A 15,349-nucleotide genomic window follows, 5' to 3' on the forward strand; every position below is an offset into this window, starting at 1 on the left:
GCGGGCCCACAATCTCGCACTGGTGTTGCAGACAGTGGTAAACAGCGCAGATCGCCCCTCCCGGGCGGGCATCGCCGGCGCCACCGGGCTCACCCGGGCCACCGTCAGCGCTCTGGTCGACGACCTGATCGCCGGCGGCCTGCTCACCGAGCACGGCCCCGCGCCCCGCATCGGCGCCGGCCGGCCCGCCACCGCGCTCGCCCTCTCCCCCGACGGCCCGGCCGGCCTCGGCCTGGAGATCAACGTCGACTACCTGGCGGCCTGCGTGGTCGATCTCACCGGCGCGGTCCGGCACCGCTTCATGGACCGCTCGCCCACCCTGGCCGGCCTGGGCGAGCTGGCCGTGCGGGCCCGGGCCGCCGCCGCCGAGGACGGGCTGGCCCTGGCCGGGGCCGCGCTGGCCGTGCCCGGGCTGGTCGCCCCCGGCGGCCTGGTCCGGGTCGCGCCCAACCTCGGCTGGCAGGACGTCGACCCGATCGCCTTCCTGCGCGGGACGCCGGCCCTGGCCGACCTGCCCATCACCGTGGACAACGAGGCCAACCTGGCCGCCCTCGGCGAACTACGGGCCGGCGACGGCGAGCCCACCTTCCTCTACGTCTCGGGCGAGGTCGGCATCGGCGCCGGCATCGTGCTCGACGGCGACCTCTACCGCGGCGGCCGCGGCTGGAGCGGTGAGATCGGCCACGTCACCGTCTATCCGGACGGGCGGCCCTGCCGCTGCGGCGCCAACGGCTGCCTCGAGCAGTACGCGGGCGCGGCCATGGTGGCCGAGGACCCGGCGCTGGCCGCGGCCTCGCTCGGCATCGCGCTGGCGGCCGTGGTCAACCTGCTCGACCTCGACGTGATCGTGCTCGGCGGCGGGTACGCGCCGCGGTTCGGCGAGCTCAGCGCCGGCATCGAGGCGGAGCTGCGCCGGCGGGTGCTGACCGCCGACCTGGCCCCGATCACGCTGCGGCCGGCCACGCTCGGCCCCGACGCCGCCGTGCGCGGGGCGGCCGACGCGGTGATCCGCGCGGTGCAGGACGACCCGGCGACGTGGCTCGCGCTTCAGGCGGTCTGAGCGGGAGCGGACTCCTCGCCGCTCTCCACCGACACGGCGGCGAACTCGGTGAGCCCGCGCAGCAGGGCGGCCCGGCCGGCCGGCGACATCTTCTCGAGCACCGTGGTCAGCGACTGGCGGCGGATGCGCCGTAGCTCGGCCAGCAGCGCCCGAGAGGCCGCCGTCAGATAGAGCGCGATCTCACGCCGGTCGGCGTGGCCCGGCACCCGCTCGACCAGGCCCGAGGCGACCAGGCGGTCGCAGAGCCGGCTGGCCGACGACAACAACATGGACAACTCGGCCGCGAGACCGCCGAGGTTGAGGCCCTCGGCCCGCTCGACGGCCAGCAGCGCGCTCAGCTGCACCGAGGACACGCGTGGGGTGGCCTGCTCACGGGCCACGTCCCAGGCGAGCAGCAGGGCTTGCGCCGCGTCGTCGATCGCCGCGGCGTACATCGGGTCCGGCCCGTCCGGCCCCTGGTGAACGGCCATGGTGCAGCAGAGACTACCGGTACTGGCCGATCTGTTCGAGGAGTGCGCCATTGATCAACAGGCTACAAGCGGTCCGCCGGGCCCTGGCCGGGGCCGACGCCGACGCCGTTCCCGAGCGGCTGGCCGCCGCTCTGGCGAGCGCCTACGACCTGCGTGACACCGAGCTTTACCTGGTCGATTACCGGCTCGCGGCCCTGTTGCCGCTGCTCGGCGGCGAACCCATGACCCATCCCGGCGACCCGGCGTGGCGCAGCTTCGACCACCAGTCCGAGGTGGTCGAGGACGGCGCCGTCCACCTACCCGTGACCGCCCGCGGCGAACGGATCGGGGTGCTGCGGGCCACACCGGTCCCCGAGGACCCGGATCTGCGGGGCGAGCTGGCCGAGATCGCGACGCTCGTGGCGCACGAGCTGCAGTCCGCGGCCGCCGGCACCGATCGATACCGGACGGCGGCCCGCACCAAGCGGCTCACCCTGGCCGCCGAGATGCAGTGGGAGCTGCTGCCGGGGCGCAGCCGGGTCCGGCCCTCGTTCAGCCTGGCCGGGCAACTCGAGCCGTCGTACGCCGTACGCGGCGACAGCTTCGACTGGGCCGAGCACGACGGCCGGCTCTACCTGAGCGTCCTGAACGGGATGGGCGACGGCGTGCAGGCGGCCCTGCTCACCGCGCTCGCGACGTACTCGCTGCGCAACGCCCGGCGGGCCGGTATCGGGCTGGCCGACCAGGCCGCGCTGGCCGATCAGGCCATCTACGCCTTGCACCGGGGCGCCCAGTACGCGGCGGCGCTGATGCTGCGGATCGATCTGGCCACCGGTGAGGTGCTGGCGGTCGACGCCGGCTCCCCCCGGCTGCTGTTCCTGCGCGACGGCGTGGTGACCGAGCACAAGCTCACCGCGCAGTTCCCGCTCGGCATGTTCGAGGACACCGACTATCGGGTGCAGGAGTTCACGCTGCTCCCCGGCGACCGGCTGATGATCGTCAGCGACGGCGTCTTCGAGGCGGTGACCGCGACGGGGCGGTACGGGGAGGCGGCGCTGGCCCGTTTCGTCCGGCACACCGGAGCTCTGGCCCCGTTGCAGGCCGTCCGGTCACTGCTGGGTGATCTGCGGACCTATCTGGGTGACGCGGACCTCGAGGACGACGCGGTCGCCGTGTGTCTCGACTGGCCGGGGCCGCTCTCCTGAGAGAGCGGCCCCGGTCTGGTCAGCTGTTCGCGCCGGTACGGCGGCCGATCGCCTCGGCGAAGATCGACGCCATCCGCGCCGGGTCCTTCGCGATGAAGACGCCGCCGGCCGGGGTGACCTTGACGATCTCCTGAAGGACCGGCTCGTCGATACCGTCGCCGATACCGATGATCACCAGGCGGACCGGCGCCTTCGGATCGTTCAGCCTCTTCAGCTCGGCCAGGAGCTTCTCCTTCTTGATGCCGTCGGGGTTCTCCTCCTTGCCGTCCGTGAAGAGGATGACCGAGTTGACCTTGCCGGGCTCGTACGTCTTCTTGACCTCGCTGTAGGCGGCCAGAATCGTGTCGTAGAGGCCGGTGTCGCCGCCCTTCTTCGGGACGATCTGCGGGATCGCGCCGGCGATCTCCGTGCGGGACGAGGCCAGCGGCTTGATCGACTGGACCTGCCGCCAGGGCTTCTTGCCGTTCATCTCGGTGGAGAACAGCCACACACCGACGGCCCACTTGTCGTCGAACATGCTCAGACCGGCCGCGGCGGCCTTCTGGGTCACCAGCGCCCGCGACTGGTTGCCCGCCGAGGGAACCGGGTCGTCCATCGAGCCGGAGACGTCGAAGACCGCGAGCACCCGGCCCGGCTGTGTGATCGCGTTCCAGCTGCCGAGCACCTGGGACAGCGTGCTGGCGTCGAGACCGGCGGCGGCACGGCCGCCGCCGCTGTCGTCGCCACCACCGGCCGCGGGCTTGGTGACCGCCGGCGAGGCGTCGGGAGCGCCGAGCGGACGGGCGAAGCCGGCGCCGTACGAGCCGTCGGGGGCCCGCAGGCCGGCCGTGGCCAGGGCGTTCTTGAAGGACGCGCTGGACAGCTGGGCCCGCAGGCCCTCGGCCGCCTTGGTCTTCTGGAGGTCGACCTCGGGCATCACCGCGTACGGGTAGTCGAGCGGCAGCGGGCTCGGGTTGAGGTAGAGCGCGACCAGCGGAACGGCCGGCCTCTCGGCGTTGTACGCGACCACGTCCTCCTCGGACAGCGGCGCGGCGCCGAGGCTCGACGCGATGTCGGTCGGGTCGGCCGAGCGCGGGAACTTCTGCAGCAGGTCGTCGCGCAGGGCCGAGGCGCTGTTGGCCAGGCCCTTGATCGCCGAGACCTTCGTCGACTGGGCCTTCTCACCCGAGCCGGCCGCCTGGCCGAGCGCGAGCAGGCCGGCCAGTCCGGCGGCGTCCAGCGACGGGTTGACGATGCCGGTGTTGAGGCTGGTGCTGGTCAGCATCTGGTTGAGCAGGGTGCTCCAGGACAGCTCCCGGTCCGGCCAGCCGATCTTTTCGGCGACCGGTTTCGGCATGGCGACCACGACAGGGCTCTGCGCGATCGGTTTCTGGTCGGTGGGTGCGAAGCCCTGGGCCTCGGCCTTGAGCCGCAGCAACCAGGTCGACGAGTCGGGGATCCAGACGTCGGGGACCTTCACCGACTCGGGCGCCGTGCCGAGCCCGGTCAGCTGGACCTTGTGCTCGCCGGCGACCGCGGCGGCCATGGTCGACGAATTCGCATTGACCACGCTGACTGCGACACAGGTGCCGTCGACATTTGCGCCGTCCTGCACCCACCGCTGCGCGGCTTGATCAACTGCGGGCTGGATCTCATTGGCGGCGGCGACGGTCAACCGGATCGAACCGGTGCACCCCTTGTCGGAAAGCTGCTGGTAGCCGAGGTACGACCCGGCCAAGACGACGACTATCGCCATCGCGGCTCCGACGACGCCAGCTCCTCTTGCATTGAAGTTTCTACGATGGCGGCCTGACACGCGCTCGATTGTGCGCATCACCGAAGGCGAATGCCATATACGTTCGGGCGAAAGTTACTCGGATTGAGATTGTTGGCATCCTGAGCAACCGAACGTGATGACCTCGTCTCGATCAGCCACCATCGCTGACCGTTTTCTTCCGGTTAACCTCTATGCCTCTTTTGTCGCGGTTGTCCAGCGCAACAGGGCCGTGGGGCTGGCGACCGCCGTCGGCTCGCCCTGCTGGACGGGCACCCCGGTTTCCGCGTCGATCCGAAACGTGGTGACGCTCTGTGATCGTTGATTGGTTACGTAGAGGTGATGACCGAGAAGGATCATGTGGCGCGGCCAGTCGCCGCCGGCCGGCGTCTCGGCCACCAGGGTCGCGTCGTCGCCGTCCCAGGCGAAGGTCGCGATCGTGTTCGCCCCCCGGTTGGCCACGTAGACGAAGCGGCCGTCGGCCCGCACGATGATCTCCGAGGGGAAGTTGTCACCGTCGGCGGTGGTGGTCGGCGCCTCGCCGGCCAGCTCGAGCGTGCCGTCCACGGCCGGGCGCCACCAGCTCAGCGTGCCGGAGAGCTCGCCCACCAGCATCAGCGCCCCGTCCGGCGACCAGCGCAGGTGGCGCGGGCCGGTGCCCGGTTTCGCGGCCACGGCCGGCGGCAGCATCGTCAGCCGGCCCGCGACCGGGTCCAGCCGGGTGCGCCACACCCGGTCCGAGCCCAGGTCGGCCACGAGCACGTCGTCGCGCACCGGGACGACCATGTGGGCGTGCGGGCCGGCCTGGCGGTCGGCCACCGGGCCGCTGCCGGACAGGCCGAGCAGATCCGACCGCTCGCCGGGGGCGCCCTCGGCGTCGAGCGGGTGCACGGCCACCGAGCCGCTCGCGTAGTTGGCGACCAGCAGGAACCGGCCGTCCGGGGTGACCGCCAGGTGGGCCGGGTCGCCGCCACCGGTCGGCTGCACCGACAGCGGGTCCAGCCGGCCGTCCGGCGCGACGGTGAACGCGCTGACGCTGCCGTCCGGGTCGAGCTCGTTCACCGCGTACAGGATCGGGCGGCTCGGGTGCTGGGCCAGGAAGGACGGGGACGGCGTCCGCGCCGCCGTGCCCAGGTGGGTCAGCACGCCGGTGGCCGGATCGCGGCGCAGCAGAGCGATGCCCTCGCCGTCGCCACCCTTGTCGCCCGTGTAGCCCCCGACGAAGATCAGCTCATCGCTCATGACCTGATCCCACCACAAGTTCGCGGGCCGCTCGACGGCAGCCTGTTTCGAGGGCCAGATCGGTTCTCGACTCGAGGACGTCGACCGGCTCCGGGCGGCGCGCCGTGCCGGCGTTACGGATCACCCGGGTGACCGTTCCGGCGCATCCGGGATAGCGGTCGGACAGGCCCAGGCCGTCGACGAGCCGGGAGAGCGGCACCGCCACGCCGGTCTCGGCGGTACCCATGGCCACCAGCAGGATCTCGGCGTGCGCGCCGCCCACCTCGGCCAGGTCGGCGGTCACGCTCGGCGGTTCGGAGGCGATTGCGGAGTACGGGAACGAGGCGAGCCGGCCGTCGGAACGCCACAGCTGGAGCCGGCGGACACGCGGGCTCGCGTGCAGGCGCCAGCGGACCGGGCCGTCGCGGCCCTCGAGGAACAAAGGCCAGCGACTGCAGTGGTACGCCTCGACGGCGGCCGCCCATTCGGCGGCCACGCCCCACTCGGCCAGGCAACGGACGTGGCACGGGCCGACCAGCACTCCAGCCCCCGCGCCGGCCATCCAGGGCAGCAGGGTCCAGTCGTGGCCGGTCAGGCCGAGCACCAGACGGCCGCAGAGTTCGCACATGCCGGCTTCCGGTTTCTTTCATGGACCGGAGCGGCCGCGCGAACCCCCGTTGATTCGCGCGACCGCCCCGGCGATCGTGGTGTGTCAGCTGTTGATCAGGTCGTACACGGCCTCGGTGGGCTTGGCCGTCTCGGTCGGCGCCTTCGGTGTGATCGTGCGGCCGTACCCGGCGTACGTCACCCGGTAATTGACCGCTTTTGCCTTTCCCGCCGCCGGAACCTTGACGAGAAGGGTGCTCAGGTGGCCGTCGGGGCCGACGACGGCCTCGAACGGCACCGCCTTGGCCTTCGCACCGAGCGCGGTCAGGGTGGCGTCCTCGACGATCTCGGCCTCGGTCGAGGCGGTCAGATCGGTGGTGCCGGCATAGTGGTCGGGGCTGGTCACCCGAACGTCCTCGGACGACCTGATGATCAGGTCGGCGTAGCCGGGGTCGACCTCGTCGTCGTACGAGATCGGCACGTCGTCCGGGTTCTTGACCTTCTTGGGGTCGATCGGCATCCACTTGCGCGGCAGCGCCGGGAAACCCTCGGCGCCGGTGAGCGAGAGACGCATCCAGCTCCGGTCGTCGATCAGCAGACCCGACATCGACAGCGTGACGCCGTCCTCGGAATGCGTGATCTTGAACTGGGTGGTCTTGTTCGGGGCGTCGAGAACGCCCGAGATCGGCTGGACGGCGCCCTTGACGTCGAACGCGTAGGCCGGGGCCTTCTCGTCCGGGACGGTCTTGAGAAGGGTCTCGCGAGGCGACTCGGCGAGTACGCGGGCGGGCTCGTCGTCGAGAAGGCCGCACCCGGAGACGGTCAGGGCGAGGGCAGCGGCGAGGCCGAGGGTGAGCTTGTAGGTCTTCATCAGTCGTGTTCTTTCCGGTCGGCTCGGGTTGCTTGCCAGAAGCCTGCGGGAGCGTGCTGCCGTCGCTCTGCGGTTATGCTGCTGCCCGCTGCCGTTCCACTGCCGCAAGACGTTCGCGCAGCTCACACGGGGGAGGTGCCGCGCTGCGATTCGAGATCCTGGGCGAGGTGCGCGCGCTGCGCGAGGGCGAGCCGGTCGATCTGGGCCCGGCGAAACAGCGCGCCGTGCTCGCCGTCCTGCTCCTGCACGCCGGCCGGCCGGTGCCCACCCACCAGATCGTCGACGCGGTGTGGGGCGACGACCCGCCGGAGAACGGCGCCAACGTGGTGCAGAAGTACGTGGCCGGGCTGCGCCGCGTCCTCGACCCGTCCCGCGCCCCGCGCACGCCGGGCGAGTTGCTGGCCCTGACCGGCAGCGGCTACGTCCTACAGATCGCCGGCCATTCGTTGGACGCCGACGAGTTCCTGGCCGCCTTGGCCGCGTCTGCCGCCTCCTCCTCTCCTTCCTCTCCTTCACCTTCCTCCCCCACTGCGGTGTTGCGGGCGGCGCTGGGGTTGTGGCGGGGCGAGGCGCTGGCCGGGCTGAGCGGGGCGGTGTTCGAGGCGGCCCGGGTGCGGCTCACCGACGCCAAGGCGACGGCGTGGGAGAGATGGGCCGAGCTGTCGCAGGACCGGGACCCGGCGCTGATTCCGGAGCTGACCCGGTTGATCGGGGAGTTCCCGCTGCGCGAGGGGCTGCGGGCGCAGTTGATGATCGCGCTCTACCGGAGCGGGCGGCAGGCCGAGGCGCTGGCGACGTTCCGCGAGGCCCGGAGTTATCTGCTGGACGAGTTCGGCATCGAGCCGGGGGAACTGCTCCAGGAGACTCACCGGCGGATTCTGCGCGGGGAGCCTTTGGCGCCTCGCTCGGCGGGCGGGACCGCTTCTACGCCTGACGCCTCCTCACCGCTGGAGCCGCCCGCCGGCGGCTCGGCCGCGCCCTCGCCTCTCGGGCCGCCCTCGGCCGCCCCTGTTCAGTCCGGCGCCGTTCCGCCCACCGTTGCCCCGCCGGGCACCGTTCCGCCCACTGCCGCTCCACCCGGCACCGTTCCACCCACTGCCGCTCCACCCGGCACCGTTCCGGCCACGGCCGCTCCACTCGACGCGGCTCAACCCGGGGGCATGCCGCATCCCAGCGCTCCGCATGGGGCTGTTCCGCCTGGTGTCGCTCCCTGGGTGGCCGCCTCACCCCGGGCGGCGGGGCAGCCGGGGCGGGACGTGGGCGGGGTGCCGGACGACCGGGTTCCGGAGGGCGCGCAGGGCTTCTCCCCGGGGGTGTTTCTGGGTGGGGCGGGGACAGGACCGCCGATTCCCTACCTGGAAGTGGTTTTCGCGGCGGGGGTTCCGCTGGTGACGTTGTCGCTGGGGGCGTGGATCTACTTCGTGGTGGCGGCGCTGCGGCACCACAACCGGCGGCTGCTCATTCCGGCCGCCGTGTACTTCCTCGCGGTGCTGGTGGCGGTGATCGCCATGGGAGTCGATCCCACGCCGATCGAGGAGCCGGAGAGCCTGGCCGAGAACATCGGCATCCTGACGTTCCTGATCACGATCTTCGCGTCGTCGGTGCACGGGGCGGTGATCGCGGCCCACTCGGCGACGCGGACGCGGGAGTGGTTCCTGCGCGAGCAGTTCCGGCTGTTCGCGGCGCTCGACCCGGGGCGGGCCCGGCACGCCGGTGTGGGGCGGCCCGGAGTCTCCCGCCCCTACGACGACGGCGGCCTCATCGACATCAACCACGTGTCGGTGGACGACCTCGTACGACATGCCGAGCTCCCGCCGCCCGTGGCCGCGAGCATCGTCGCCGGCCGGCCGTTCCGCCGGCCCGACGAGCTCGTGCAGCGGCGGTTGCTCACCGCCAAGGCGTACCGGAAGCTCGAACCGCGCCTGATCGCCCTTTAGCGCGAGGCCGAGGTCAGCTGGCGGCGGGCCACGTACTCGACCAGTTCGATCAGGACGTTGCGGGCGGCCTGCGGCTCCCGGGCGTCGAAGAGCACGACCGGGACGTCGCCGTCGAGGTCCAGGGCGCGGGCCACGGCGTCGGCGCCGAAACGCTGCTCCGACTCGAAGCAGTTGACGGCCACCACGAACGGGGTGCCGCGCTGCTCGAAGTAGTCGATCGACGGGAAGCAGTCGGCCAGCCGGCGGGTGTCGGCCAGGACCACCGCGCCCAGCGCACCCTGGGAGAGCTCGTCCCAGAGGAACCAGAAGCGGTCCTGGCCGGGCGTGCCGAACAGGTAGAGCTGGAGGTCGTCGGTGATCGTGATGCGGCCGAAGTCCATGGTGACCGTGGTCGTGGTCTTGGCCTCGACGCCGTCGACGCTGTCGGCGCCGTCGACGCCGGTCAGGACCTCCTCGGTCTGCAACGGGCGGATCTCGCTGACCGAGCCGACCATTGTGGTCTTGCCGGCGCCGAAACCGCCGGCGATCAGGATCTTGAGCGCGACCGGGATGCGGCCTTCGCGGCCGTCGCCGTTAGAGCGCACGGAGTCCATTGACAACCGCCTTGAGTACGTCGACGTCGTGCGGCTGGGAGGCCGCCGGGGGTTCGTACAGCGAGATGAGACCCGCTGAGCGTAGATCACCGAGCAGGACCCGGACCACGCCGATCGAGAGGTCCAGGCCGGCGGCGAGCTCGACAATGGAGATCGGCTCCCAGGCCGCGGCGATGATCGCGTGATGCTCCGGCTGCAAGGACACCCCGCCGCCGGGGTGGCCGCCGGTGGTCGCGACGACGAAGGCGACGAGATCGAGCTCGCCGCCCTCGGGCACCACACGGCCCTGAGTCATCGCGTACGGGCGTACGACCGGCCCGGCGTCGTTGTCGAGCCAGTCGTGCGCCACGCGGTTGAAATCAGCCGGCATCGGACGGTGCCACCGCCGAGCGCTCGGGCGCGCTCATGTTCTGGCCGACCCGGGTCACGAGCATGGCCATCTCGTAGGCGATCAGGCCGAGGTCGGCCTCGCTGGAGGCGAGCACGGCCAGGCAGGCGCCGTGGCCCGCGGCGGTGACGAACAGGAAGGCCGATTCCATCTCGACCACCGTCTGCCGCACGGCACCGGCCTGGAAGTGGCGGCTCGCGCCCTTGGCCAGGCTCTGGAAGCCGGCCGCCATCGCCGACAGGTGCTCGGCGTCCTCGCGGCGCAGACCGGCCGAGGCCCCCATCAACAGGCCGTCGGCGGAAAGCACGACCGCCTGCTGCGCCGTCGGCACCCGCTCGACCAGATCGTCGAGGAGCCAGGTGAGGTTCGCGCTCTGGTTCGTCGTCTGTGTCACTTATGCGTCCTTTTCCGGCCGTGTCACGTCGTTGCTTCCGGGATCGGCCGCGTCCTCTCCGCCCCCGGCCTTCTGTTCGCGGGCGATCGCCGCGTTCACGATCGCCGGGAAACTGACGGTAGCCGCATCCGCAAAGGATCCACCGTTCGAGGGACGGTCCGCGCCCGTGTCGTCCGGATTAGACCGTTCTTCAGATACGGATTCCGTCGTACGGTCGGGCCTTCCGTGGCTGTTCCGCTCCGGTGAGTTACCGAGATAGCGGGAAGCGTCGATGCGTCCCCGGGTGGTCCCGGACTGCAGAGCGCTCATGATGCTGCGCACCTGCTCGGGCGAGCGCAGCGCGGCGGCGGGCTCGTCGTCCACGGGCGGCGGGGCGCCGGCCCGGCGGCGCAGCTGCGGCGCGATGCTGGCCTGGCGGACCCGCTTGGGCAGCCCGTCCTCCGTCTCCACAGTGGGCGAAATAGGCGCGGCGGCCCCCGGCGCTGAGCGGGACGGCGGCACCGGGCTGCCCTCGGACGACGCCGGCGTGGGGCGCTCGCCTGGCGTTGGGCGTTCCCCTGCCGTTGGGCGCTCCCCTGCCGTTGGGCGCTCCCCTGCCGCTGGGCGCTCCCGTCGCGCTGGGAGCTCCCCCGGCGCTGGGTCGGCAAAGGGTGCCGGGGGTGCCGCCGGCGATGTGGGCGCCACGAACATGGGCATCGCGGAGGTGGGCGCGGTCGACGGCACTCCCGTCGGCAAGGCGGTCGGGAAGAGCGGCGCGGCCGACGTGGGCATGACTGATGAGGTGGCGCCGGTTGCCGCGCGCGACGCGGCCCCGATCCCCGGCCCGGTCGCGGTCCCCGGCGTGGTGGCGGTGCCCGGCCCGGTCGCGGTTCCCGGCGTGGTGGCGGTGCCCGGCGTGGCGGTTCCCGGCGTGGCGGTTCCCGGCGTGGCGGTTCCTGGCGTGGTCGCGGCGCTTTGCGCGGCCCCGGCTGCCGGCCCGGTCTCCGAGGCGGCGGCTGTGGGCTGCGGGGAGGGTGTGACGGGGATCGGCGGTGCGGTGGCGTTGGCTACCGTTTCGGCGGCGTCGGTGGTGGACAGGTCGACGGGGCGGCGGACGCGCTTGCGCTGGACCAGGCCGTCCTCGCTCAAGCCTTCGACGACCGAGCTCGGTGACGGGCCGCCGGTGGTGGCCGGGGCCCGGTGCTGGCCGCCGGGCGGGGACTGCTCCCCGGGGGCCGGCGTGGCCGTGCCGTTGATGGTGACCGGGCGGCCGGGGACGGTGAGCTGGCGCAGTTCCTCGGTGCCCTGCCACTGGAGTTCGGCCAGCGAGTGCCGCGACGGGTCGTCGGTGCCGGAGCCGACCAGCGGACGGTCCTTGGCCGCGGTGGGCAGCGCGGCCAGCCCGGCGCCGGGCGCCACCAGGTCGCCCGGCACCAGGACGATCGCTGTCACGCCGGCGTACGCGGACGGGCGCAGGGACACCCGGATGCCGTGCCGGTGGGCGAGCTGGGCGACCACGAACAGGCCCAGGCGGGCGCTGTCGGCCGGGTCGAAGTCGGGCGGCTCGGCCAGGCGGCGGTTCGCCTCGTCGATCGCCTCCGGGGTCATGCCGAGACCCCGGTCCTCGATCTCCACGGCGTACCCGTTGGGAAGAACTTGACCCGAGACCTGGACCCTTGTGTGCGGAGGCGAGAAGGAGGCCGCGTTCTCCAGCAGCTCGGCCAGCAGGTGGATCACGTCGCCGACCGCGCGGCCGAGTACCGAGGACGACTCCACCGAGCGGATGTCGATCCGCTTGTAGTCCTCGACCTCGCTGATCGCGCCGCGGATCACGTCGATCACCGGCACCGGGTTGCGCCAGCCGCGGCCGGGCGCGGCGCCGGCCAGGATGACCAGGTCCTCGGCGTGGCGCCGCATGCGGGTGGCCAGGTGGTCGACCCGGTACAGGTCCTCCAGCTCCTGCGGCTCGGTCTCGCGCCGCTCCATGCGGTCGAGCAGGGCGAGCTGGCGGTGCAGCAGCGTCTGGCTGCGCCGCGCGATGTTGAGGAACACCTCGTTGAGGCCGCGGCGGACGCTCGCCTCCTCCACGGCCGACTGCACGGCCGTACGCTGAACCTCGTTGAAGGCCTGCCCGAGCTGGCCGATCTCGTCGTGGCCGTACGCCAGCGGGGGCGTCTCGACGTCCACATCGACCTCTTCGCCGCGTTGCAGGCGGCGGACCACCGTGGGCAACCGCTCGGTCGCCATCTCGCGGGCCTCGCCGTGCAGGCGGCGCAGCCGGCCGACGATCGAGCGGCCGACCCGCACCGACAGGTAGACCGAGCAGGCCAGCGCGGCCAGGCCCAGGATGGCGGCCAGACCGAGCCGGACCAGGATGTTCTCGGCCAGCGGGCGGGCCCGCTCGGTCAGCGAGTCGGTGGCCGCCGCCTCGAAATCGCGCAGCTCGCGGGCGGCCGCCACGTACGTCGGCCGGAACTCACCGCTGCTCACCGGGGAGACGACGCCGTCGCGGCTCTGCTGGACCAGGGCGGTGAGCAGGGCGTCGAGGCGGCCGAAGGTGTCGCCGCCATTCATTTGGTTGTACGCGGCGCGGTCGCCGGCCGCCATGTCCTCGACGCCGCGGCCGAGCAGGAAACGGGCGGTGCCGACGTCCTGGATGAGCTGGCCGCGCGTCTCGGGGTCGAACATCCCGCGCGCGGTGGCCCCGCCGACCAGGGCGTCGACCCGGCTCAGGTATTCCTGGCCCTGGCCGACGGTGGTGAGCGCGCGCAGCTCACGGTCGATGCGCTCGTCGTCGAAGGTGGCGGTGGCGGCGAAGGTCTGGAAGCCGGAGGCGATGACGTTGTTGTAGAAGTTCTGCCCGCCGATCGGGTCCATCTCGCGGCGGTTGATGTGGTCGCGGTTGCCGGCCAGGCTGTCGAGCTGGGTGAAGAACTGGTCGACGCGGGTGCGCAGCGCGTCGCTGGCGGCGTCGCGCGCCCGCTCGCTGCCGGCCTGGCGGCGGAAGTCGGCGATCGCCTTGTCGGTGGCGGCCCGCTGCTCGGTGAGGGTCGCCGGGATCGGGCCCTTCGCCGAGAGGTATTCGACGGTGAAGAGCCGCTCGCGCTGCAGGTGGCCGACGAGCTCGATGCCCGGGTTGCCGATCGTGTCGAGGACCGTGCGGGCCGCGAGCAGGTTGAACGCCGGGCCGGCGGTGAGCGCGGTCGCGAACAGCCACAACACCAGCAGGGCGGTCAGCGGCACGGCGGCCAACGCGATGATCTTCGAACGGATCGACCAGTAGCGGGTGGTTCTCATCAGGGCTCCGCCCGAGGGGTTCGGCGACGGCGTACGCCCTCGGCAGAATACGTAACTCTTTCTCGGGGAGCCACCTCCACGGCGTACGGAAATGTTGGCCTTAGGTCGTGTTTGTCCAGGGGTTTCGGCGAGTCGTTGTTATGACAGCCCACCTTCATGGAGCAGATGCGATTGACGACACACCATGGGTGGGCATATCGGGGAGGACGAAGGAGGAGGCCCCGATGTCCCCCACACTCACGATCATCCTGATCGTCGTCGTCCTGGTCGTGATCGCCGCCGTCATCTACGGCGTCCAGGTCGGACGGCGCAAGAAGCTTCAAAGCACATTCGGACCCGAGTACGACCGGGTGGTGGCCGACACCGGCAGCCGCACCGAGGCCGAGAAGGAACTGCGTGAGCGCGAGAAGCGCCACGCCTCGTTCGAGCTCAAGCCGCTGTCGCCCGAGGCGCAGGCGAAATACTCGGCCGCCTGGGAAGAGGTGCAGATCCAGTTCGTGGACAACCCCTCCACGGCCGTCTCCACCGCCGACGAGCTGGTCACCCGGCTGATCGCCGAACGCGGATACCCGACCGGGCAGTACGACGAGAGGCTCGCCGACCTGTCGGTGGAGCACGCCAGCACGCTCGGGCACTACCGGGACGCCCACGAGATCAGCCAGCGCAACCGCGACGGGAAGGCCGGCACCGAGGACCTGCGCCAGGCGCTCGTGCACTACCGGGCGCTCTTCGCCGACCTGCTCGGCACGGACCCGGTTGCTGGTACTACTGAGAACAAGACGGTCCCCAATGGAGAGACCACGACGGCGCCCGCGCCCCGGGAAGCCGACGACCACCCCGCCCGCGACACCAGCCGCTAGGAGCCACGGACATGAAGTTCTTCTCGAACGAGAAAGAGAACGAGGCCGAGTACGCGCATGACGACCCGGAGCGCACGCAGCATGTGGCCTCCGAGCCGGTGACCGTGCCGCCGCAGCGGGCCGGGTCGCCGTGGAGCGACCGGCCGGGCGACGCGCCGGCCGCCACCCCGGTCGACCTCGACCGCGACGACGACCGGGCCAGCTCGTACGGCTCCGACGAGTCGGCGAGCACGGAGCGGATCGACACCAACCAGGCGGCGGTCCGCGACGACGGCACCTTCGACAGCCCGACCGCGGTCGACCCGGCCACCGACAAGCCGCTGGACTCCGACCCGGCGTCGGAGGTGGACCTTCCGCTGGACTCCGACAACTCCGACAAATCCCTCAAGGACGACGGGACGTTCGAGAGCCCGACAGTGGTGGAACCGGCGCCTGTCTCCACGCCGGCCACCGCCACTACTGCCACCACTGCCACCACCACCGAACGCCTGCTTCCGGACGGCGACGCGTTCACCGAGCGCTTCCGTGACATCCAGCTGCGCTTCGTGGACGACCCCAAGGACGCCACGGCCGAGGCGTCCCGGCTGGTCGAAGAGGTGGTGGACAAGCTGACGAGCACGCTGAAGTCGCAGCGGGACGCGCTGGGCGGCAACGCCGACGACACCGAGAAGCTGCGCGTCGAGCTGCGCGGCTACCGGGAGATCCTCAACCGGCTGCTGTCCCTCTGAGCCTTACG

14 protein-coding genes are annotated in these 15,349 nt (G+C 71.9%); 5 read left to right on the plus strand and 9 right to left on the minus strand.

The window, feature by feature from the left end:
* Nucleotides 1-22: 22 nt before the first annotated feature.
* Nucleotides 23-1,060: an ROK family protein gene (locus ACGFJ7_RS07630; RefSeq protein ID WP_392641420.1), complete on the plus strand. Its 1,038-nt coding sequence runs from the start codon at nucleotides 23-25 to the stop codon at nucleotides 1,058-1,060.
* Here the strand turns inward: ACGFJ7_RS07630 and ACGFJ7_RS07635 are convergent.
* Entirely contained in the window at nucleotides 1,048-1,530 is a 483-nt protein-coding gene (locus ACGFJ7_RS07635; protein ID WP_360243991.1) for a MarR family transcriptional regulator, read from the minus strand. The two genes, ACGFJ7_RS07630 and ACGFJ7_RS07635, sit on opposite strands and share 13 nt — an antisense overlap.
* A gap of 50 nt (nucleotides 1,531-1,580) precedes the next feature.
* On the opposite strand from ACGFJ7_RS07635, the gene ACGFJ7_RS07640 reads away from it, so the two are divergent.
* Complete coding sequence (locus ACGFJ7_RS07640) at nucleotides 1,581-2,714, plus strand: PP2C family protein-serine/threonine phosphatase (protein ID WP_360243994.1); 1,134 nt, start codon at nucleotides 1,581-1,583, stop codon at nucleotides 2,712-2,714.
* Between the two features lie 19 nt (nucleotides 2,715-2,733).
* Here ACGFJ7_RS07640 and ACGFJ7_RS07645 read toward each other — a convergent pair whose 3' ends face one another.
* The 4 genes from ACGFJ7_RS07645 to ACGFJ7_RS07660 all read right to left on the minus strand — a co-directional run bounded on the left by ACGFJ7_RS07645 (nucleotide 2,734) and on the right by ACGFJ7_RS07660 (nucleotide 7,165).
* Nucleotides 2,734-4,449: a substrate-binding domain-containing protein gene (locus ACGFJ7_RS07645; RefSeq protein ID WP_360243997.1), complete on the minus strand. Its 1,716-nt coding sequence runs from the start codon at nucleotides 4,447-4,449 to the stop codon at nucleotides 2,734-2,736.
* A gap of 210 nt (nucleotides 4,450-4,659) precedes the next feature.
* Nucleotides 4,660-5,709, minus strand: coding sequence for a lactonase family protein (locus ACGFJ7_RS07650; protein ID WP_360244000.1), 1,050 nt, complete (start codon nucleotides 5,707-5,709; stop codon nucleotides 4,660-4,662).
* A complete protein-coding gene (locus ACGFJ7_RS07655) occupies nucleotides 5,699-6,316 on the minus strand; it encodes a hypothetical protein (protein ID WP_360244003.1) in 618 nt (205 codons plus the stop codon). Before ACGFJ7_RS07655 ends, ACGFJ7_RS07650 begins: the two co-directional genes overlap by 11 nt.
* An 84-nt stretch (nucleotides 6,317-6,400) precedes the next feature.
* On the minus strand, nucleotides 6,401-7,165 hold the full coding sequence (locus ACGFJ7_RS07660; protein ID WP_392641424.1) for a hypothetical protein: 765 nt from the start codon (nucleotides 7,163-7,165) through the stop codon (nucleotides 6,401-6,403).
* A 167-nt stretch (nucleotides 7,166-7,332) separates the two neighbouring features.
* Between ACGFJ7_RS07660 and ACGFJ7_RS07665 the strand changes: the two genes are divergently transcribed.
* Nucleotides 7,333-9,102, plus strand: coding sequence for a BTAD domain-containing putative transcriptional regulator (locus tag ACGFJ7_RS07665; RefSeq protein ID WP_392641426.1), 1,770 nt, complete (start codon nucleotides 7,333-7,335; stop codon nucleotides 9,100-9,102).
* Here the strand turns inward: ACGFJ7_RS07665 and ACGFJ7_RS07670 are convergent.
* The 4 genes from ACGFJ7_RS07670 to ACGFJ7_RS07685 are packed head-to-tail and all read right to left on the minus strand — an operon-like array spanning nucleotide 9,099 to nucleotide 13,753.
* A complete protein-coding gene (locus tag ACGFJ7_RS07670) occupies nucleotides 9,099-9,695 on the minus strand; it encodes an ATP/GTP-binding protein (protein WP_360244012.1) in 597 nt (198 codons plus the stop codon). The genes ACGFJ7_RS07665 and ACGFJ7_RS07670 overlap by 4 nt on opposite strands.
* The gene (locus ACGFJ7_RS07675; protein WP_360244015.1) at nucleotides 9,676-10,065 is read right to left on the minus strand and encodes a DUF742 domain-containing protein; all 390 of its coding nucleotides are present in this window, start codon (nucleotides 10,063-10,065) and stop codon (nucleotides 9,676-9,678) included. The genes ACGFJ7_RS07670 and ACGFJ7_RS07675 overlap by 20 nt, the downstream gene beginning before the upstream one ends.
* Entirely contained in the window at nucleotides 10,055-10,477 is a 423-nt protein-coding gene (locus tag ACGFJ7_RS07680; protein WP_360244018.1) for a roadblock/LC7 domain-containing protein, read from the minus strand. Before ACGFJ7_RS07680 ends, ACGFJ7_RS07675 begins: the two co-directional genes overlap by 11 nt.
* Complete coding sequence (locus tag ACGFJ7_RS07685) at nucleotides 10,478-13,753, minus strand: nitrate- and nitrite sensing domain-containing protein (RefSeq protein WP_392641429.1); 3,276 nt, start codon at nucleotides 13,751-13,753, stop codon at nucleotides 10,478-10,480.
* Between the two features lie 224 nt (nucleotides 13,754-13,977).
* Between ACGFJ7_RS07685 and ACGFJ7_RS07690 the strand changes: the two genes are divergently transcribed.
* The gene (locus ACGFJ7_RS07690) at nucleotides 13,978-14,613 is read left to right on the plus strand and encodes a hypothetical protein (protein ID WP_360244024.1); all 636 of its coding nucleotides are present in this window, start codon (nucleotides 13,978-13,980) and stop codon (nucleotides 14,611-14,613) included.
* Between the two features lie 11 nt (nucleotides 14,614-14,624).
* Entirely contained in the window at nucleotides 14,625-15,341 is a 717-nt protein-coding gene (locus tag ACGFJ7_RS07695; protein WP_392641431.1) for a hypothetical protein, read from the plus strand.
* Nucleotides 15,342-15,349 lie beyond the last annotated feature (8 nt).

The sequence above is a fragment of the Actinoplanes sp. NPDC048988 genome (assembly GCF_043197815.1).
In the GTDB taxonomy this organism is placed as follows: domain Bacteria; phylum Actinomycetota; class Actinomycetes; order Mycobacteriales; family Micromonosporaceae; genus Actinoplanes.